Here is a 19274-nt window from a genome sequence, read left to right as displayed (position 1 = left end):
CCGGATTTTTTAGTTCCTTGAAACCGTGTTAGAGTTTTTCTCGCTGCTTCGGAGCAGAGAGAAGCGTCAAACGCGGAAACTCCCTCTGAAATACCACCTGCGCGGGTGGCGGAATGGCAGACGCGCTAGCTTGAGGTGCTAGTCCTCGAAAGGGGGTGGGGGTTCAAGTCCCCCTCCGCGCACCAAGGCAAGGCCCGGAATCCACGGATTCCGGGCCTTCTTTGTTCCTGATCCCTTGCGGCAGCCATGGTGGCCGGTGACGGCGGCAAGCACCCGTGGTGATTGCCGCCGTCGTATGTTCCTGCGTCAGTTGAGGGCAGCCACGGAACCGGTAAAGTGCCGGCGCCCGCTGCGCGGATTCCACGCCACATAGTCCGAACGCTGCCACGCCCCTGTTTCGGTCTGCACAGTGGAGATGTCCAGCGCCACGCGGCCGGGCAGGAAGACGGGTGCCTCGAAGGCCACCTCCCACACAAACGCCTCGGCTTTCACGGAACCGACGTCTGCCAACGCACGCGATGCCAGGTACATGCCATGGGCAATCGAACCGCGAAGGCCCAGGGCTTTGGCTGACAGTGCGCTGAGGTGAATCGGGTTGAAATCGCCGGAAACGGCTGCGTAATTGCGGCCGGTGTCCACGCCGAGCTGCCACAGCGCGGTGGGGAACGGCGGAGAGAAATCCGGCTTGGCAGCGCCGTTGGGACTGCCCGGCTTGTCGATTCCCGGCAGGAAGACTCCCTTGGACAGGTAGGTGGAAACGCCCCGCCACAGCAAGGAGCCCGACCCGCTGGAGCGGACTTCGGCAACGACGTCCACCTGCGTCCCCACCCGGTGACCGGACAGGTTTTCCGTCCAGGCGCGGATGTCCAGTGCGTCCTGGAAATGGATGGGGCTCAACTGCTCGATCCGGTTCCGCACATGGATCATGCCCAGCAGCGGAAGGGGAAAATCTTCCCGGTTCATCACGCTCATGGCCACCGGGAACGCCAGGGCATGGACAAACCCGGCGGGGAGGACGTCGCTGGCCGTCTCCCCTATCAGGTGCTGGTACGCCGTGAGGTTTGCGACGTCGGGCACGACTGCCCGCACTTCGTGGCTGACTTCAGGGAGCTTCCCTTCGGGCATTGATCCCAGGACGCGCCGGCGGGCTGCTGTCGCAGCGGCGTTGACATACAACTTGGACAGCGACGGAAGATCGCCAAGGATGATGGGCTGCGTCTGGATCATGCGCCCACCAGCTGCTGCCCGCAGACGCGCAGTACTTCCCCGGAGACACCGCCGGCTGAATCGCTGGCGAGGAATGCTATGGCTTCGGCAACATCCTGCGGTTTGCCGCCCTGCTTCAGGGAGTTCAGCCGGCGGGCGGCTTCGCGTACTGCCATCGGCATCCGTGCAGTCATCTCGGTTTCGATGAATCCGGGAGCCACGGCATTGATGGTGCCACCGAAAGGTTCCATCAAGGGCGCTGTGGCCCTGACCATACCGATGACGCCGCCCTTGGAGGCGCCGTAGTTGGTCTGGCCCCTGTTGCCGGCGATGCCGCTGGTCGAAGAAACGGAGATGATGCGGGGTGAGTCCTTGAAGTGGTCGGAGGCAAGCAGTGCCTCGTTGATCTTCAACTGTGCGGCGATGTTCACGTTGATGACCGATTGCCAACGCCCCGGGTCCATGTTCGCCAGCAGCCGGTCGCGGGTGATGCCCGCGTTGTGCACCACGATGTCCAGCTTCCCGTGGCGTTCGACGGCGTGCTCGATGATGCGTTGGCCGGCATCGCTTCGGCTGATGTCCAGCTGCAGGGCAGTGCCGTGGATTCCGTTGGCCACAGCCGCCAAGTGGTCGCCCGCGGCGGGGATGTCCACAGCGACTACCGTGGCGCCGTCACGGTGCAGCGTTGCAGCGATGGCCGCCCCGATCCCCCGTGCCGCGCCTGTAACCACCGCGACCTTGCCCGCCAGCGGCTTATCCATGCTGCTTGGCAGCTTTCCGGCCGGCGAAGAAACCGTGAGGAACTGCCCGTCGACGTAGGCGGAACGTCCGGAGAGAAAGAACCGTACGGCGCCCAACGCTGACGGGCTGGTGGTAGCCAGCTCTTCGCCCAGCAGAATGCCGTTGGCCGTGGCGCCGTTCCGCAGTTCCTTTGCCAGGGAGCGTAGGAAGCCATCGATTCCCTGGCGGGCGGCGGAAGAGGCCGGCGTGGGCGCCGTCCGCGGAGTCCGGGAGACAGTGATGACGCGGCCGTTCGGAGCCAGGTCCCGCAACGACGTTCCGACGCTCAGCACCGGCTTGCCCAGGTCCTCGGGGTGTTGCACTGCATCAAGGACGACGATGATGGCTCCCAGCTTTTCCTTGGGAAGCGCGTTTCGCCGCACATCCAGCCCCCACCCCAGGAGCGTGGTGGCGAGGTCGTCGGCGCCTACACTGTCGCCGTTGACCAGCACGGGTCCGGTGATGAGCGGATCTCCAGGGTGGTACCGGCGCAGGATGGCCGGCTGGGGCAGGCCGAGCCGCTTGGCGACATCCCGGCCGATGCCGCTGTTGACGAGCTGAGTGTATTTGTCCGTCACGGTTCCCCCTACGCTGCTTCCAAAATAGCGACGACACCCTGGCCGCCGGCCGCGCAGACGGAAATCAGTCCGCGGGCCGGCCTGCCGTCAACCTTGCCGGTCCCGTGCAGTTGCTTGGCCAAGGAGGCCACGATCCGGCCGCCCGTCGCGGCGAACGGGTGACCTGCAGCCAATGACGAACCGTTGACGTTGAGTTTCGCCCGGTCCACCTTGCCAAGCGCGCCCTCGAGGCCGAGGCGCGTCTTGCAGAAGTCCTCATCCTCCCAAGCTGCGAGTGTGCTGAGGACCGTGCCGGCGAAGGCCTCGTGAATTTCGAAGAAGTCGATGTCTTCGAAGGTCAGGCCATGGCGGGCCAGGAGCCGCGGGACGGCGAACACCGGCGCCATGAGCAGGCCGTCCTTGCCGTGGACGAAGTCGACGGCGGCAGCCTCGCCGTCGAGCACGGTGGCGAGCTTGGGGAGACCATGGTTGTCCGCCCATTCTTCGCTGGCCAGCAGCACGGTGGAGGCACCGTCGGTCAGCGGCGTGGAGTTGCCGGCGGTCATGGTGGCTTCGGAGCCGAGGTTTTTCCCGAAGACGGGCTTCAGGGACGCGAGCTTGTCGAGGCTGGTGTCAGGGCGCAGGTTGGAATCGCGGCTGAGTCCCCGGTACGGGGTGATGAGGTCGTCGAAGAAGCCGCGTTCGTAGGCCGCTGCCAGGTTGCGGTGGCTGTTGAAGGCCAGTTCGTCCTGCGCTTCACGGGAGATCTTCCACTGGGCGGTGGTCAGGGCCTGGTGCTCCCCCATGGAAAGGCCCGTCCGCGGCTCCCCCGTGGAAGGAGCGTCGGGCGCGAGGTCCTTGGGGCGGATCTTTCCGAGGAGGCGCAGTTTCTGGACCGGGGTCTTGGCGCGACTGAGGTCCAGGAGGATTTCCCGGAGTCCTTCGCTGACGGCGATCGGTGCGTCAGACGCGGAATCGACGCCCCCGGCGATCGCTGAGTCCAGCTGTCCCAGCTTGATCTTGTTGGCCAGGCCCAGGACGGTTTCGAGGCCGGTGGCGCAGGCCTGCTGCAAGTCATAGGCCGGTGTTTCCGGCGACAAGGCGGAGCCCAGCACCGCCTCACGGGTGAGGTTGAAGTCCCGCGAGTGCTTGAGTACGGCTCCTGCGGCGACTTCGCCCATCCGTTCCTCCTGGAGGCCGAACCGTGCAATCAGGCCATCCAGGGCGGAGGTGAGCATGTCCTGGTTGGAGGACTTCACGTAGGCCCCGCCGCTGCGGGCGAAGGGTATCCGGTTTCCGCCCACGATCACGGCGGGCCGGACCGCCTGTACGTCACGTGCGGCATCGGCAGGGCGGTCGGTTGCAGCCATGGTTGTCTCCTTCGGCAAGGGGCTAGTTACTGATACCCAGCGTACCTGATACGCTGGGTATCGTGAACATCTCCCCAGCAGATTCCCGTGTCGGCCCGTCGGAAGATCCTGCCGGCGCCATCGACGGCAGGGCTGCCCGCTGGCAAACGCACCGCGAAGAGCGTCGGCGGGACCTCATCAAAGCCGCCCGCAAGGCCGTCCATGCCTTGGGCAGCGATGCCTCCATGGAGGACATCGCCGGAGCTGCGGGAACGTCCAAATCCGTGTTCTACCGGTATTTCGGGGACAAGGCGGGGCTGCAGCAGGCCATGGGCGAGGTGGTCCTCGGCCAGATGCAGCGGCGCATGAAGGAAGCCGCCCAGTCTGCCCAGACTCCACGCGAGGGTCTCTTTGCCATGGTTTCCGCATACCTGCAGATGGCTGAATCAAGCCCCAACGTCTATGCCTTCATTACCCGGCTGACTCCAGGGGAAGCGTCGGCCCAGGACGCGATCGCAGCGTCCGGGGCTTTGGGCAACTTCTTCGAGCAAGTCACTGAGATGATCGCGACTCCGATGCGCCAGTACTTGGGCGAGGACAAGGAAGCGCTGATCGAGTACTGGCCCACCGCGGCTATTGGCCTGGTCCGGAACGCCGGCGAAATGTGGCTGGGAAGCCCGGCCAGCGACTCGAAGCCCAACCAGGCCGCCATGGCCGCCAACATCACCGATTGGCTTTGCCTGGGCATCGCTCCGATGCTCGCCACCACCACCTGACACCAGCAATGACGCATTAGTTGTCCGGACTCACAGAAGGAAGAACCATGACAGAAGTAGTGGACCGCGCATCATCACCTGCATCGCCCGGTAGTACAACCGCCGCGGCGGATGGCGCCAAGGTCGCCGTCGAACCCCGGGTAGACGTTGCAGCCCTGGGAGAGCAGCTTCTGGGACGATGGGCGGACATCCGCCTGCATGCACGGGACCTGGCCGGCCGTGAAGTGGTGCAGAAGGTCGAGGGACTGACGCATACCGAGCATCGGAGCCGTGTCTTTGGGCAATTGAAGTACCTCGTGGACAACAACGCCGTACATCGTGCGTTCCCTTCCCGCCTGGGTGGGTCGGATGACCACGGGGGCAACATCGCCGGCTTCGAGGAACTCGTCACAGCCGACCCCTCGCTCCAAATCAAGGCGGGCGTGCAGTGGGGCCTGTTCGGTTCCGCCGTGATGCACCTCGGAACCAGGGAGCACCACGACAAGTGGCTCCCCGGAATCATGAACCTCGAAATTCCCGGATGCTTCGCCATGACCGAAACCGGGCATGGGTCCGACGTCGCCAGCATTGCCACAACGGCCACTTACGACGAAGAGACCCAGGAATTCGTTATCGACACGCCCTTCCGGGCGGCGTGGAAGGACTACATCGGCAACGCCGCCAACGACGGCCTGGCCGCCGTCGTTTTCGCCCAGCTCATCACCCGGAAGGTCAACCACGGCGTGCACGCCTTCTACGTGGACTTGCGCGATCCGGCAACGGGCGACTTCCTTCCGGGCATTGGTGGCGAGGACGACGGCATCAAGGGCGGGTTGAACGGTATCGACAACGGACGCCTCCACTTCACCAACGTCCGGATCCCCCGCACCAACCTGCTGAACCGTTACGGTGATGTCGCTGTCGATGGAACCTACTCCTCCACCATCGAGAGCCCCGGCCGCCGGTTCTTTACGATGCTCGGCACCCTCGTCCAGGGACGCGTATCGCTGGACGGTGCTGCCGTTGCGGCCAGCAAGGTGGCCCTGCAATCGGCCATCCACTACGCCGCCGAACGTCGCCAGTTCAACGCGACATCACCCACCGAGGAAGAGGTGCTGCTGGACTATCAGCGTCACCAGCGCCGGTTGTTCACGCGTCTGGCCACCACCTATGCGGCCAGTTTCGCGCACGAACAACTGCTGCAGAAGTTCGACGACGTCTTTTCCGGAGCGCACGACACCGACGCCGACCGGCAGGACCTGGAAACCCTGGCCGCGGCCCTGAAGCCGTTGAGCACCTGGCACGCCCTGGACACACTCCAGGAATGCCGTGAGGCCTGTGGCGGAGCCGGCTTCCTGATCGAAAACCGTTTCGCTTCCTTGCGGGCAGACCTGGATGTCTACGTCACCTTTGAGGGCGACAACACCGTCTTGCTGCAACTGGTGGCCAAGCGCCTCCTGGCCGATTACGCCAAGGAGTTCCGTGGCGCCAACTTTGGCGTCCTGGCCCGGTACGTCGTGGACCAGGCTGCGGGCGTGGCCTTGTACCGGACAGGCCTGCGGCAGGTCGCGCAGTTTGTGGCGGACTCGGGTTCGGTCCAGAAGTCGGCCTTGGCACTGCGCGATGAAGAAGGGCAGCGCACCCTGCTGACGGACCGGGTCCAGTCCATGGTGGCCGAAGTCGGCGCTGCCCTCAAGGGCGCCGGAAAGCTCCCGCAGCACCAGGCGGCGGCACTGTTCAACCAGCACCAGAATGAGCTGATTGAAGCCGCCCAGGCCCACGCTGAGCTCCTGCAATGGGAGGCCTTTACGGAGGCATTGGCCAAAGTCGATGATGCGGGAACCAAGGAAGTGCTGACCCGGCTTCGCGACTTGTTCGGGTTGTCCCTGATCGAGAAGCACCTCTCCTGGTACCTCATGAACGGGCGGCTCTCGATGCAGCGGGGGCGCACGGTTGGCACTTACATCAACCGGCTGTTGGTCAAGATCCGGCCGCACGCACTGGACCTCGTGGACGCCTTTGGCTACGGCGCGGAGCACCTTCGGGCAGCCATTGCCACCGGAGCCGAAGCGACCCGCCAGGATGAAGCGCGGACCTACTTCCGCCAGCAGCGCGCCAGCGGCAGTGCCCCGGCGGACGAGAAGACGCTGCTTGCGATCAAGGGAGGCAAGTCCCGCTAGGCGTCCGTTACAAACGCCTTAAGCGCTCGACGGCGCCGTTCCCGATTTTCGGGGGCGGCGCCGTCGTGCGTTTGTTCCGTGGACTCCGGAGCTTAGGAAAGGACCGAGCGGTAGACCTCAAGGGTGGTTTCGGTGATCGATTCCCAGGAGAAGTGCTCCTCCGCCCGGCGCCGTCCGGCAGCGCCCATTTCCCGGGCCCGGGCAGGGTCGGAGACAACCTGGTTGAGCGCGGCGGCGAAGTCCGCTACGAACTTCTCCGGATCGAGCGGCGTTCCCGTGCCGTCGGTGACCTGCTCGAGTTCGACCAGGAGGCCGGTCTCCCCGTGCTGGACAACCTCGGGAATGCCACCGGTGGCACTGGCAACCACTGCCGCCCCGCACGCCATGGCTTCCAGGTTGACGATTCCCAGCGGCTCGTAGATGGACGGGCAGGCGAAGGCAGTGGCGTGGCTCAGGACCTGGATCAGCTCATGGCGGGGCAGCATTCGCTCGATCAGGATGACGCCGTCGCGCTTGGACTGGAGTTCCTCGATCAGTTGGGCTGTTTCGGCGGCCAGTTCAGGAGTGTCCGCAGCACCCAGGCAAAGGACCAGCTGGACATCCTCGGGCAGGCTGGACGCTGCACGCAGGAGGTAGGGCACGCCCTTCTGGCGCGTGTTGCGGCCCACGAAAACGACGCTTGGCTTGCCGGGATCGATCCCCAACGCCCGGACTGCGTCCTCTTTTTCGTCCCGCTCCCACAGGGAGACGTCGATTCCGTTGTGGACCACCCGCACCTTGCCGGGATCCACGTTGGGGTAGCTGCGCAGGATGTCCTGCCGCATGCCTTCGGACACGGCGATGATCGCCGCCGCTGCCTCGTAGGCGGTCTTCTCCACCCAGGAGGACAGGGCGTAGCCGCCACCAAGCTGCTCGGCCTTCCAAGGGCGCAGCGGCTCAAGGCTGTGCGCGCTCAGCACATGCGGGATTCCGTGCAAGAGCGAAGCCAGGTGGCCTGCCATGTTGGCGTACCACGTGTGCGAATGGATCAGGTCCGCTCCAGCGATGTCCGGCACTATCCGCAGGTCCACGCCGAGTGTCTGGACAGCGGGGTTCGCATCGCCCAGATCCTCCGGGGTTGAGTAGGAGTCAACGGTAGCCCCGTGGTAATCGGCATCACGCGGCGCACCAAAGGCGCGGACGTGGAGATCAACGTGCTTTGCAAGCACCCGGCTCAGTTCGGCTACGTGGACTCCGGCACCACCATAAATTTCCGGAGGGAATTCTTTAGTCACAATGTCTATACGCACGCTAACCAACGTAGTCGTTCCGGCGTATGTGTTCTAGTGTGAAAGGGTCCGGAAAATCGGACTTTTGGGGGCTACGAAGTCGTACGGGGAGCTGTGACCATGGCGTTGAAGAAAGTATTGGCTATCGTGCTGGCGGGCGGCGAAGGCAACCGCCTGATGCCGTTGACGGCGGATCGGGCCAAGCCAGCCGTGCCGTTTGCCGGGGGGTACCGGCTGATTGACTTTGCATTATCCAATCTGGTCAATTCCGGATATTTGAAAATCGTTGTGTTAACCCAGTACAAATCGCACAGCCTTGACCGCCATATTTCGGAGACCTGGCGCATGTCCACGCAGTTGGGCCGCTACGTCGCTTCGGTGCCGGCTCAGCAACGCGTCGGCAAGAGCTGGTTCCTGGGCAGCGCCAACGCCATTTACCAATCCCTGAACCTCATCCATGACGATGCGCCGGACATCGTGGTGGTGGTCGGTGCGGACCACGTGTACCGCATGGACTTCTCGCAGATGGTGGAACAGCACATCGCGAGCGGTGCGAAGGCCACCGTGGCTGCCGTCCGCCAGCCACTGAACATGGCCAACCAGTTCGGCGTGATCGAAGTCGACCAGGACGATTCCCAAAAGATCGCCGCCTTCGTGGAGAAGCCCGCCAGCACTCCCGGCCTTGCCGCTGATCCAACCCAGTTCCTGGCGTCGATGGGCAACTACGTCTTCGACGCCGATGCACTGGTGGAGGCGCTCCACGTGGATGCGGAGCGCCTGGACACCAAGCACGACATGGGCGGGGACATCATTCCCTACTTCGTGGACAAGGGCCAAGCCGGAGTCTACGACTTCACGCTCAATGACATCCCCGGAGCCACCGACCGTGACCGTACCTATTGGCGCGACGTGGGCACCATCGATTCGTTCTACGACGCCCACATGGACCTCATCTCCCCTGTCCCCATCTTCAATCTGTACAACTCCGAGTGGCCGATCTACACGCGGCAGAGCATTTCCCCGCCGGCCAAGTTTGTTCGCGGCGGAAACAGCACCGTCGGGACCGCCCTCGATTCAATCGTGGCCAGCGGCGTCGTGATCTCCGGCGGCATCGTGGAGGGGTCCGTATTGTCCAACGACGTCTTCGTCGAGGCCGGCAGCCGCATCCAGGATTCGGTGCTGATGGACAAGGTCCGGGTTGGTGAAGGAGCCGTCATCAAGAGGGCCATCCTGGACAAGAACGTCAAGGTGCCTGCCGGCGCAGCCATCGGCCTCCACCCGGCACTTGACCGGGCCCGCGGCTACAAAGTCACGGAGTCCGGCATTACCGTGCTGGCCAAGGGGCAAATTGTTCCCGAACCTGACGAAGCGGAACTGGCATTGTCCTCCGAGTACCGCCGGAGCCTTCCGGAAGCACTCAAGGCCGCCACCCAGGACGATCCCGTCATCCGCGATTCGGCGGAGAAGGTCGTGGCAAGCGTTCAGGCCCGCGTGATCGACCCCGCATCACAAGGCGCATCCAGCTAGTCACCCGCACCGGCATGACGGAACCGGAGGCAGGCCCAAGGGTCCCAAGGCTGTAAAATCAGGTCAATGAGCTCCACCGATCTGACGCCTGAGGAGATCCAGGCCTGCCTCAAGGTTTTAAGCACCATCCACGCCTATGACGAGGAACACCCCGATTACGTAGCCGTGCGTCGTGCCACCGGCAAGATGTTCAAGGCAGTCAAGCGCCACCGCCGTGTCACCAAGAGGGACCAGATCGCCGAAGCCGACAAGGCAGTGATTGCCCTGACGGCCACTGCAGCGCCGGACCGGATCGACGACGAGACCCGGGGCAACAAGCTGGCCCCCTCCGCTACGGGCGAGATCGCAGGCCACCTCATCCGTTCGCGTCCCTGCTACATCTGCAAGCAGCACTACACGCAGGTAGACGCCTTCTACCACCAGCTCTGCCCTGATTGCGCTGCCTTCAGCCACAGCAAGCGGGACGCCAGGACCGACCTCACGGGACGCCGCGCACTGCTCACCGGTGGCCGCGCGAAGATCGGCATGTACATCGCCTTGCGGCTGCTTCGCGATGGAGCCCACACCACTATCACCACGCGTTTTCCCAAGGACGCCGCCCGTCGCTTTGCCGCCATGGAAGACAGCGCCGAGTGGCTGCACCGGCTGAAGATCGTGGGCATCGACCTCCGGAACCCGGCCCAGGTCATGGCCCTGACCGACTCGCTGAACGGGGCCGGTCCCCTGGACATCATCATCAACAACGCGGCCCAGACCGTGCGCCGCTCGGGCAACGCCTACAAGCCCCTGGTTGATGCCGAGGATGAGCCGCTGCCTGCCGCGCTCGAGGCGGCGAACGGCGGGCCGGAACTCGTCACGTTCGGGCACGCGCATGACAAGCATCCCCTTGCTTTGGCGAGCAGCGTCACTGAGCACCCGGTCCTCGCGGGCGACGCCATTACGTCTTTGGCACTTTCCACCGGCTCGGCCTCCCTGCAGCGGATCGAGTCGGGGACGGCCATCGACGCCGGAGGCCTGGTTCCGGACCTCGCCACCATCAATAGCTGGACCCAGGTGGTGGACGAGGTGGACCCCCTGGAGATGCTCGAAGTCCAGTTGTGCAACGTCACGGCGCCCTTCCTCCTGGTCAGCAGGCTGCGCGGCGCCATGAAGCGCTCCACCGCGCGCCGGAAGTACATCGTGAACGTTTCGGCCATGGAGGGCCAGTTCTCCCGTGCTTACAAGGGTCCGGGCCATCCGCATACCAACATGGCCAAGGCTGCCTTGAACATGATGACCCGCACCAGCGCCCAGGAAATGCTGGACTCCGACGGCATCCTGATGACCGCCGTCGACACCGGCTGGATCACGGACGAACGGCCTCATTACACCAAGGTCAGGCTCATGGAAGAAGGCTTCCACGCTCCCCTGGACCTCGTCGACGGCGCAGCCCGCGTCTACGACCCCATCGTCATGGGCGAGCAGGGAGAGGACCAGTACGGCGTCTTCCTCAAGGACTACAAGCCCTCCCCCTGGTGATACCACCTACGCCAGACGCGTGATCTCCACCGAAACGGACAATGCGGATCCGCCGCCTCCGGAGAGGATGCCTTTGAGCGGCGGGACGTCCCGGTAGTCGCGGCCCTTGGCGACGGTCACATGGTAGTCGCCGGCCGGCTTGTGGTTGGTGGGGTCCCAGCTGCGCCATTCGCCGTCCCACCATTCCAGCCAGGCGTGGGACTGCCCGGCGACGGTCTCGCCGATGGCCGCCGAGGATCTGGGGTGGATATAGCCGGAGACGTAGCGGGCAGGTATGCCGCAACTCCGTAACGCACCGATGGCCAGGTGGGCGAGGTCCTGGCACACGCCCTGGCGCTGTTCCCAGGCCTGTTCAGCATTGGTGGTGACTCCGGTGGTGCCCTTCATATAGGTCATCCCACCCGCCATCCACGCGAACACAGCCATGGCTGCCTCGTGCGGATTAAGGCCCTCCACGACGCCGGGAATGATCCCCAGCACTTCCGTGCCCGGTCCCGTCAGCCTGGATTGGGGCAGCCAGTCGCTGAACTCGTCCTGGATCCTTGCCGAACGGATCTCGTCCCAGCCAACAATATGGTCGTCGCTGGGCAGGCGTTCGCTCCGGTGCACTTCCACGGTAGCCGTGGCAAGGACTTCGAGGCTTTCGTGCGGGACCTGCATATCGAAGGCCGTGACACGCGTACCCCAATAATCCCGGTAGGTGCTGACCGAAGCGTGGGCAGGAGAAACCTTCAGGGACGATTCCAGGACCACCTGCTGGCTATCCGTCAGCGGCGTCATCCGGGCCTCGTTGTAGCTCAGCGTCACGCGGCGGTTGTACTTGTAGGCCGTCTTGTGGACGATGCTCAGCCGGGTCATGAAACTTCTCCCACCCAGGCGTGTTCGTCAGCCTGATTGAAGTACTTACGGGAAATGGCGTCCGAAGCCTGGGTGACTGCCTTTTGCACACGCTCCATGTGCTCCGGAAGTTCGGACATGAGGTCATCGGTGCGGTGGAATTCCAGGAAGGTACGGGCCTGGCCGACGATCCGGCGCGCATCATTGATGAACCCCACGCGTTGCGCCGAGGGGTCCAGCTTGGCGAGGCACTCGTCGGCATCGCGGAGCGCATAGACGATGGAGCGCGGGAAGAGGCGGTCCAGCAGCAGGAACTCGGCAGCATGCTGGTCTCCGAAGGCGGCCCGTCGGGTGCGGATGAAGGACTCGTACGCTCCGGCGCAACGCAGCATGTTCACCCAGGACATCCCCGCGGACTGGACATCACGCGTCGACAGCATGCGGGCGGTCATGTCCGCGCGTTCCAAGGACCGCCCCAGGACCATGAAGAGCCAGCTTTCATCGTGGCTCACTGTGGTGTCCGCCAGGCCCCGGACCATGGCCGTACGTTCCAGGACCCAGTTGCAGAAGCGGTAGGTGCCCACCACGTCCTTGCGGTGCTGGTTGAGCCCGTAGTAGGTGGTGTTGAGGCTTTCCCAGAGGGACTGGGAGACAGTTTCCCTGGCCCTCCGGGCGTTCTCCCGCGCCGCCCCGAGCGACCCGGCGATCGAGGAAGCGCTCTGCTTGTCGTAGGCCAGGGCGTGCAGCAGCTCGGGAAGCCCGAAGTCGTCATTCTGCGGCTTGGCGCCCATGACGGCCAGGAGGTCCCGCGCAACGCTGCGCTGTTCCTCCAAGGGAAGGTGGTTAAGCCGCTCGAGGTGGACATCCAGGATCCTTGCGGTCCCGTCGGCCCGCTCGACGTAGCGGCCGATCCAGAAAAGTGATTCGGCAATACGGCTCAGCATGGGGCTGTGCCTCCTTCGCATGGTGCATTTCGAAGTTCTGGGGAATGGTCGGAGATGGCCGGGATCACTGCTGTTGTTCCGTTTGGCGGTCCCGCCAATTGCTTTCAACCGGCCATACGGATACCTGTTCGCGCACAGTTACCGACTGGCGGGGGATTACTTCCGCCGGCAACTGTGGCGAGTCGGCAAGGACCCAGGTGTCCTTGGAGCCTCCGCCCTGGCTGGAATTGACGATCAGCGATCCTTCCTTAAGGGCCACCCGGGTCAGTCCGCCGGGCAGGACCCAGACGTCGTCGCCGTCATTGACGGCAAACGGGCGCAGGTCCACATGGCGGGGCCCGAACTTGTCCCCGGACAACGTCGGCACAGTGGACAGTTGCAGGACCGGCTGGGCGATCCACCCGCGGGGGTCCTCGATCACGCGCTTGCGCAGGGCATCAAGTTCCTCCTTGGACGCATCGGGACCGATCACCAGGCCCTTGCCTCCGGAACCGTCAACGGGTTTGACCACCAGTTCGTCCAAGCGGTCCAGGACGTATTCCCTTGCTTCCTTTTCCTCGAGCCGGAACGTGTCAACGTTGGCAATCACGGGCTCTTCGTGGAGGTAGTAACGGATCAGGTCAGGGACGTAACTGTACACGAGCTTGTCGTCGGCGACGCCGTTGCCGACGGCGTTTGCTATGGTCACGCCCCCTGCGCGCGCTGCGTTCACCAGACCGGGGCAACCAAGCATCGAATCGGAGCGGAACTGCAGCGGGTCCAGGAAGTCGTCGTCGATGCGCTTGTAGATGACGTCAACGCGCTGCTCACCAGCCGTGGTCCGCATGTAAACGCGGTTTCCACGGCAGATCAGGTCCCGGCCCTCCACGAGTTCGACGCCCATGAGCCCGGCCAGGAGGGTGTGCTCAAAGTAGGCGCTGTTGAAGACGCCGGGGGTCAGTACAACAACGGTCGGGTCATCGACTCCGGCGGGGGCGGTCTTGCGGAGCGCGGACAACAGCCTGCGCGGATACTCCTCCACCGGCCGGATGTGCTGCTGCCCGAACGCTTCGGGCAAGCCCTTGGCCATGGCCTGGCGGTTCTCCAGGACGTAGCTGACGCCCGACGGCACGCGCACATTGTCCTCAAGGACGCGGAAGATGCCGGCGGCGTCACGGACGACGTCGATGCCCGAGACGTGCACGCGGACCCCGCCTGCGGGCTCGAAACCGTGGACGGCCCGGTGGAAGTGGGCGCTGGTGGTCACGAGTTGGCGCGGAATGACGCCGTCGGCGACCACCGACATGCGGCCGTAGACATCGTTCAGGAAAGCTTCCAGCGCCTTCACCCGCTGGGCGACTCCACGTTCCAGCACGTCCCACTCGTCAGCCGGGATCACGCGGGGAACGATGTCGAGCGGGAATGGCCGTTCCTCCCCCGCGTAGTCGAACGTGACGCCGCGGTCCAGGAAGCTGCGTGCCATCGAGTCGGCCCGGGCGGTGACGTCGGCCAAGGAAAGTTCCCGGAGGGCGCCGGCTACCTGACCGTAGGATTTCCGGGCAACGTGCCCGTTGGTAAACATCTCGTCGTAGGCACCGCTGCGCGCAGCGGCCTCCGAATAATCCTGGAAGAGGTCAGACATGGGAATTAGACAATCACCTTTTTGGGTTGAGCGCATTTCGGGCCGTTCGTGTCGCGGGTTTCCGGGCCTTCGAGCGGGCCGGGCGGCCGCACGGAGCATGATTAGATAGCTGTGTGTCGAATCACAACCTCTCACGCGACGAAGCCGCTGCCCGTTCAGCCCTGATTACCACCCACAGCTACGACGTCACCTTGGATGTCCGCGCGGCGGCCGATCCCGCCGTCGAAGGTTATCCAAGCACCAGCACCATTACCTTCACCGCCGCGCCCGGGTCCGCTACTTTCCTGGACTTCATCAGCGGTGGAGTGCAGTCGGTGGTCCTCAACGGCCGCTCCCTGGACGTCAATGCCGTTGTTGACCGGGACAGGATCCTTCTTGAGGACCTGGCCGGGCGGAATGAGGTCACTGTCACCGGGATGGCCTTGTATAGCCGCTCCGGCGAGGGCATGCACCGGTTCTTCGATCCCGCTGACGGCCAGTGCTACCTCTACACCCAATACGAGCCTGCTGACAGCAGGCGCGTCTTCGCCAACTTCGAGCAGCCCGACCTCAAGGCCTCCTTCACCTTCCATGTGATCGCTCCCTCCAGCTGGGAGGTTGCCTCCAACGGCGCCGCATCGGCCGGCACTCCGCTCGAGGACGACGGCGTGACCCTGTGGGACTTTGCTGCAACCAAACCTATGTCCACGTACATCACTACAGTGCTTGCCGGACCGTACTTCAAGGCAACGGACCGTTGGGAAGCAACGCTCGACGACGGCACCCGGCTTGAGGTGCCGCTGGCACTGTATTGCCGCGCGTCCATGCGGGACTCCTTCGACACGGACGAGCTGTTCAAGCTCACCAAGAGCGGCCTGGAGTTCTTCAACCGGCTCTTCGACTACCCCTATCCGTGGGGTAAGTACGACCAAGCCTTCGTCCCCGAATACAACCTTGGTGCCATGGAGAACCCCGGGCTGGTGACATTCACCGAGAAATACGTCTACACCTCCCGGGCAACCGACGCGCAGTACCAGGCGCGGGCGAACACCCTCATGCACGAGATGGCCCACATGTGGTTTGGCGACCTGGTGACCATGACGTGGTGGGATGATCTCTGGCTGAAGGAATCCTTTGCCGACTTCATGGGCACGCTCGGCGTTGACAGGGCAACCGACTGGGATAGCGCGTGGATCAACTTTGCCAGCAAGCGGAAGGCGTGGGCCTACGTTCAGGACCAGCTGCCCACAACGCATCCCATCGTTGCGGACATTCCGGACCTGGAAGCGGCGAAGCAGAATTTTGACGGCATCACCTACGCCAAGGGAGCTTCAGTCCTGAAACAGCTCGTGGCTTACGTGGGATTCGATGCCTTTGTGGAAGGTTCCCGCGCATACTTCCGCAAGCACGAATACGGGAACACCTCGCTCCAGGATTTGCTGGAAGCGTTGAGCACGGCGTCCGGGCGTGACCTCACGGTGTGGGCCCGGCAGTGGTTGCAGACCTCCGGTATTTCCACCATCGCCGCAGAGATCGTGGAAGACGACGGCGTCCTCGGGGCGGTGACGCTGCAGCAGGATGCGGTCGACCCCTTGACCGGCGACCAGGCGTTGCGGCCCCACCGCATGCGCCTGGGACTCTATGAGGCGGATGAGGCGGGCACGCTGGTGCGCACCGAAAGCTTCGAGATTGACGTCTCCGGTCCCCGCACGTTGGTTCCCGAATTGGCGGGCAAACGTCGGCCTGCGTTGTTGCTGGTCAACGACGACGATCTCAGCTACGCCAAAGTACGTCTTGATGCGGTATCGGAGCAGACGGTCAGGAGGGCCCTTAACAGGATTCAGGATCCGATGGCGCGCGCACTCTGCTGGACGGCCCTCTGGGATTCCGCCCGTGACGGTGTAACACCTGCTGCTTCCTACATCGCTGCCGTGGAGCAATTCGCACCCGGGGAAAACGGCATCGGCGTGCTTCTGAACGTCCTTGGCAACGCGACCCTCGCCGTGGACCGCTATGTGCCCGCCGTAAGCAGGAGCCACATCCGGGAGCAGTTCCTGGGCGTGGCTGCGCGTCAGCTGATGGTGGCGGCCCCGGGCTCGGACCAACAATTGGCCTGGGCCAGGACGTTGGCCGAGGTTTCCCGCGGCGGCGCGAGCCAACTGACGTTGGTGCGGGCCCTCCTTGAGGGCAGCACCGTGGTGGAGGGTTTGTCCGTGGACGCCGAACTCCGTTGGAGCCTGTGGCAGGCCCTCGCGGCCCACGGAGAGGCAACGGAACAGCAACTCGACGCCGAGCTCGCCAAGGACAACACCGCATCCGGACACGCGGGCAGGGCGCTGGCCCTGGCGGCCCGACCGATTGCCGGCGTCAAAGCATCAGCCTGGGAAGCCGTGGTGCATGGTACCGACTTGTCGAACGAAATCCTCGGGGCAACCATCAGCGGGTTCACCCTCGCCCCGCGCGAGCTTCTTGAGCCTTACATCGAACCGTACTTCGAGAACCTCGAACGAGTGTGGCAGGAGCGCAGCATCGAGATCGCCGGCCGTATTGTCCGCGGTCTCTACCCCGGTGCGCAGGACCTGGCCCCAGGCACCAGGCCGGCCGGGCACCCCGTGCTCACCAGGACCGACCATTGGCTGCACGAGCACAAACAGGCGCCCCGTGCCCTCCGTCGCATCATCACGGAGCAAAGGAGCCACTTGCTTCGGGCCCTGACGGCACACGCAACCGGCCACGTGCACACCGCTTAGGGCACGCGGTTCATCCAGGCACTGGTTCCGAATTTCGCGTCGACGCGTTTGCCTGCCTCGTTGAGTTCATGGGCGGACAACTGCGACTCCGTGGCGCCGTAGCGTTCCGTGAACACTTCCTGCATGGCATCGATGATCGCTGCGCGGGCGAGGCCGGTTTGGCGGCGCAAGGGGTCCACGCGCTTCTTGGCGCTGCGGGTCCCCTTGTCCGAGAGCTTTTCCTTGCCGATCCGGAGGACTTCCACCATCTTGTCGGCGTCAATGTCATAGCTCATGGTGACGTGGTGGAGCATGCCCCCGTTGGCGAGCCGCTTTTGAGCTGCCCCGCCAATCTTGCCCTGTTCGGTGGCGATGTCGTTGAGCGGAACGTAGAACGCGGTGATTCCGAGTTTTTCCAGGGCAGCCATGACCCACGAGTCCAGGAAGGCGTAGGAGTCGGCGAAGCTGATGCCATCCACCAGGGTCTGGGGAAGGTAAAGGGAGTAGGTGATGCAGTTGCCCGCTTCCATGAACATCGCCCCCCCGCCGCTGATGCGACGGACCACGGTAATGCCGTGCTTCGCTACGCCTTCCGGGTCCACTTCATTGCGCAGGGACTGGAAACTGCCGATCACTACTGACGGTTCTTCCCAGTCCCAGAAGCGCAGGGTGGGATTGCGGCGTCCGGCGGCGACCTCTTCGGTGAGGACCTCGTCAAGGGCGACGTTGACGTGGGTGGGCAGCACAGTTGGCGGTATGACCTCCCACTCATGGTCGGACCACGCGGTGGCCTTGGACAGTGCCCGGCGGACGGCGACGGCGACGGCGTCGGCGGAAAAACCGAACAACACCGTTCCGTCAGGAAGGCCGGCGGTGATGGCTGCCGCGATCTCCCCGGCAGGCGTCGTTTCAGGCAATCCGGTCAGGGCTGCATTGATGTCCTCAAGGGCCTCATCCGGTTCAAGGAAGAAGTCGCCGCTCAGGGATACATCGGCGAACCTGCCTTCCCTGAGCGCCAGGTCCACCACCACCAGCTTCCCGCCGGGAACTTTGTATTCGCCGTGGAGGCGATTGCCGTCGTCGTGGTTTTCCTGGTCCGGAAGAGAAGTCATGGAGTCCATCTTGCCGGAAAAGGCAAAGGCCCGCATTGCCGTGTAACGGCAATGCGGGCCTTTGAAAAGACTTGGGGTGAAGTGGGTTACTTCTTGCCGCCGAAGCCCTTGAAGCGAGCGTTGAAGCGCTCGACACGGCCAGCGGAGTCCATGATGCGCTGCTTGCCCGTGTAGAACGGGTGGGACTCCGAGGAGATTTCGACGTCGATGACCGGGTAGGTGTTGCCGTCTTCCCACTCGATGGTCTTCGAGGAAGAAACGGTGGACTTGGTCAGGAACTTGACGCCGGAAGCCAGGTCGTTGAAAACAACAGCTTCGTACTTCGGGTGGATATCAGACTTCATAATTGGACCTTTGTTCGCGCAGCTGGATTTTGCCAGTTGCCAGGTATGAATGGAGGCGGTCCGAAGAAGGAACTAATTCAACGTCCGGACCAACAAGCAATCATACCCGAAAGTCGGGACCGCCACGAACGGGCATCAGTTCCGGGGCCGCAGCTCCCAGAAGGCGACCGCCGAGGCGGCAGCCACGTTGAGGGAATCGACTCCCGCCCGCATGGGTATCTTGACGGCAATGTCGACGGCGGCGAGTGTCTCCGGGCTCATGCCGGCACCTTCGGTGCCGAGCACCAAGGCGAGCTTGGGGATGTTGCGGGCCGCCACCTCGTCCAGGTCCAGCGCATCATCGGTCAGTTCCATCGCTGCCACCGTAAAGCCCTGCTCCTTCAGCAGTTCCAGGTCCCCCGGCCAACTTTCCAGGCGGGACCACGGAACCTGGAACACGGTACCCATGCTGACCCGCACGCTCCTGCGGTACAGCGGGTCGCCGCATCGTGGCGAGACAAGGACGGCGTCGACCCCAAGGGCCGCCGCCGAACGGAAGATGGCACCCACGTTGGTGTGGTGTTGTAAA

At 64.0% G+C, this 19274-nt stretch carries 14 protein-coding genes, 1 tRNA gene and 1 pseudogene; 6 read left to right on the top strand and 10 right to left on the bottom strand.

The features are described from left to right. Positions 1 to 99 precede the first annotated feature (99 nt). Positions 100 to 185, top strand: a tRNA-Leu gene (locus RI444_RS11720). 121 nt (positions 186 to 306) lie between these two features. On the opposite strand, the gene RI444_RS11715 is transcribed toward RI444_RS11720, so the two are convergent. Genes RI444_RS11715 through RI444_RS11705 form a run of 3 tightly spaced genes read right to left on the bottom strand, consistent with a single transcriptional unit; the run spans position 307 to position 3913 of the window. Next, positions 307 to 1227 (bottom strand): MaoC/PaaZ C-terminal domain-containing protein, encoded by a 921-nt coding sequence (locus tag RI444_RS11715; protein WP_179012799.1) that lies wholly within the window; start codon positions 1225 to 1227, stop codon positions 307 to 309. Then, the gene (locus RI444_RS11710; protein WP_021470459.1) at positions 1224 to 2564 is read right to left on the bottom strand and encodes a 3-oxoacyl-ACP reductase; all 1341 of its coding nucleotides are present in this window, start codon (positions 2562 to 2564) and stop codon (positions 1224 to 1226) included. The genes RI444_RS11715 and RI444_RS11710 overlap by 4 nt, the downstream gene beginning before the upstream one ends. An 8-nt stretch (positions 2565 to 2572) precedes the next feature. After that, a complete protein-coding gene (locus RI444_RS11705) occupies positions 2573 to 3913 on the bottom strand; it encodes an acetyl-CoA C-acetyltransferase (RefSeq protein WP_207604793.1) in 1341 nt (446 codons plus the stop codon). A 62-nt stretch (positions 3914 to 3975) separates the two neighbouring features. Here RI444_RS11705 and RI444_RS11700 point away from each other — a divergent pair, with 62 nt between their 5' ends. Together RI444_RS11700 and RI444_RS11695 are read left to right on the top strand one after the other, a co-directional pair. After that, a complete protein-coding gene (locus RI444_RS11700; protein WP_207604792.1) occupies positions 3976 to 4668 on the top strand; it encodes a TetR/AcrR family transcriptional regulator in 693 nt (230 codons plus the stop codon). Positions 4669 to 4715: 47 nt separating this feature from the next. After that, positions 4716 to 6827: an acyl-CoA dehydrogenase gene (locus tag RI444_RS11695; protein ID WP_207604791.1), complete on the top strand. Its 2112-nt coding sequence runs from the start codon at positions 4716 to 4718 to the stop codon at positions 6825 to 6827. A 92-nt stretch (positions 6828 to 6919) separates the two neighbouring features. Here the strand turns inward: RI444_RS11695 and glgA are convergent, their stop codons facing one another. After that, complete coding sequence (glgA, locus tag RI444_RS11690) at positions 6920 to 8116, bottom strand: glycogen synthase (RefSeq protein WP_207604790.1); 1197 nt, start codon at positions 8114 to 8116, stop codon at positions 6920 to 6922. Positions 8117 to 8209: 93 nt separating this feature from the next. Here glgA and glgC point away from each other — a divergent pair, with 93 nt between their 5' ends. Beyond that, positions 8210 to 9622, top strand: coding sequence for a glucose-1-phosphate adenylyltransferase (gene glgC, locus RI444_RS11685; protein ID WP_207604789.1), 1413 nt, complete (start codon positions 8210 to 8212; stop codon positions 9620 to 9622). A 66-nt stretch (positions 9623 to 9688) separates the two neighbouring features. Continuing rightward, positions 9689 to 11140 (top strand): SDR family NAD(P)-dependent oxidoreductase, encoded by a 1452-nt coding sequence (locus RI444_RS11680; RefSeq protein ID WP_207604788.1) that lies wholly within the window; start codon positions 9689 to 9691, stop codon positions 11138 to 11140. A 6-nt stretch (positions 11141 to 11146) separates the two neighbouring features. On the opposite strand, the gene RI444_RS11675 is transcribed toward RI444_RS11680, so the two are convergent. From RI444_RS11675 to RI444_RS11665, 3 genes are all read right to left on the bottom strand, one after another. Continuing rightward, a complete protein-coding gene (locus RI444_RS11675; protein ID WP_207604787.1) occupies positions 11147 to 11998 on the bottom strand; it encodes a transglutaminase N-terminal domain-containing protein in 852 nt (283 codons plus the stop codon). Further along, positions 11995 to 12921 carry an alpha-E domain-containing protein gene (locus tag RI444_RS11670; RefSeq protein ID WP_021470451.1) on the bottom strand — a complete coding sequence of 309 codons (927 nt, stop codon included), beginning with the start codon at positions 12919 to 12921 and terminating at the stop codon, positions 11995 to 11997. Before RI444_RS11670 ends, RI444_RS11675 begins: the two co-directional genes overlap by 4 nt. 64 nt (positions 12922 to 12985) lie before the next feature. Further along, positions 12986 to 14542, bottom strand: a complete 1557-nt coding sequence (locus RI444_RS11665) for a circularly permuted type 2 ATP-grasp protein (protein WP_207604786.1) — start codon at positions 14540 to 14542, stop codon at positions 12986 to 12988. 113 nt (positions 14543 to 14655) lie between these two features. Here RI444_RS11665 and pepN point away from each other — a divergent pair, with 113 nt between their 5' ends. Beyond that, a complete protein-coding gene (gene pepN / locus RI444_RS11660; protein ID WP_207604785.1) occupies positions 14656 to 17271 on the top strand; it encodes an aminopeptidase N in 2616 nt (871 codons plus the stop codon). Here pepN and RI444_RS11655 read toward each other — a convergent pair. From RI444_RS11655 to RI444_RS11645, 3 genes and pseudogenes are all read right to left on the bottom strand, one after another. After that, entirely contained in the window at positions 17268 to 18362 is a 1095-nt protein-coding gene (locus RI444_RS11655) for a biotin/lipoate A/B protein ligase family protein (protein ID WP_031215929.1), read from the bottom strand. The two genes, pepN and RI444_RS11655, sit on opposite strands and share 4 nt — an antisense overlap. An 86-nt stretch (positions 18363 to 18448) precedes the next feature. Further along, on the bottom strand, positions 18449 to 18706 hold the full coding sequence (locus RI444_RS11650; RefSeq protein WP_009358283.1) for a type B 50S ribosomal protein L31: 258 nt from the start codon (positions 18704 to 18706) through the stop codon (positions 18449 to 18451). A 135-nt stretch (positions 18707 to 18841) separates the two neighbouring features. Then, a pseudogene (locus RI444_RS11645) lies at positions 18842 to 19267 on the bottom strand (TrmH family RNA methyltransferase); the annotation flags it as partial. Between the last annotated feature and the right edge of the window lie 7 nt (positions 19268 to 19274).

The sequence above is a fragment of the Paenarthrobacter sp. AT5 genome (assembly GCF_032764245.1).
Lineage (GTDB): Bacteria > Actinomycetota > Actinomycetes > Actinomycetales > Micrococcaceae > Arthrobacter > Arthrobacter ureafaciens.
Note: the sequence above shows the minus strand (reverse complement) of the source record. Positions and strands in the feature narration are given on the sequence as shown.

Excerpts from the sequence above, each read along its gene's own strand:
- RI444_RS11715 (WP_179012799.1), bottom strand. The coding sequence starts at position 1,227 with ATGATCCAGACGCAGCCCATCATCCTTGGCGATCTTCCGTCGCTGTCC.
- RI444_RS11705 (WP_207604793.1), bottom strand. The coding sequence starts at position 3,913 with ATGGCTGCAACCGACCGCCCTGCCGATGCCGCACGTGACGTACAGGCG.
- RI444_RS11695 (WP_207604791.1), top strand. The coding sequence starts at position 4,716 with ATGACAGAAGTAGTGGACCGCGCATCATCACCTGCATCGCCCGGTAGT.
- RI444_RS11680 (WP_207604788.1), top strand. The coding sequence starts at position 9,689 with ATGAGCTCCACCGATCTGACGCCTGAGGAGATCCAGGCCTGCCTCAAG.
- RI444_RS11675 (WP_207604787.1), bottom strand. The coding sequence starts at position 11,998 with ATGACCCGGCTGAGCATCGTCCACAAGACGGCCTACAAGTACAACCGC.
- RI444_RS11670 (WP_021470451.1), bottom strand. The coding sequence starts at position 12,921 with ATGCTGAGCCGTATTGCCGAATCACTTTTCTGGATCGGCCGCTACGTC.
- RI444_RS11665 (WP_207604786.1), bottom strand. The coding sequence starts at position 14,542 with ATGTCTGACCTCTTCCAGGATTATTCGGAGGCCGCTGCGCGCAGCGGT.
- RI444_RS11655 (WP_031215929.1), bottom strand. The coding sequence starts at position 18,362 with ATGACTTCTCTTCCGGACCAGGAAAACCACGACGACGGCAATCGCCTC.
- RI444_RS11650 (WP_009358283.1), bottom strand. The coding sequence starts at position 18,706 with ATGAAGTCTGATATCCACCCGAAGTACGAAGCTGTTGTTTTCAACGAC.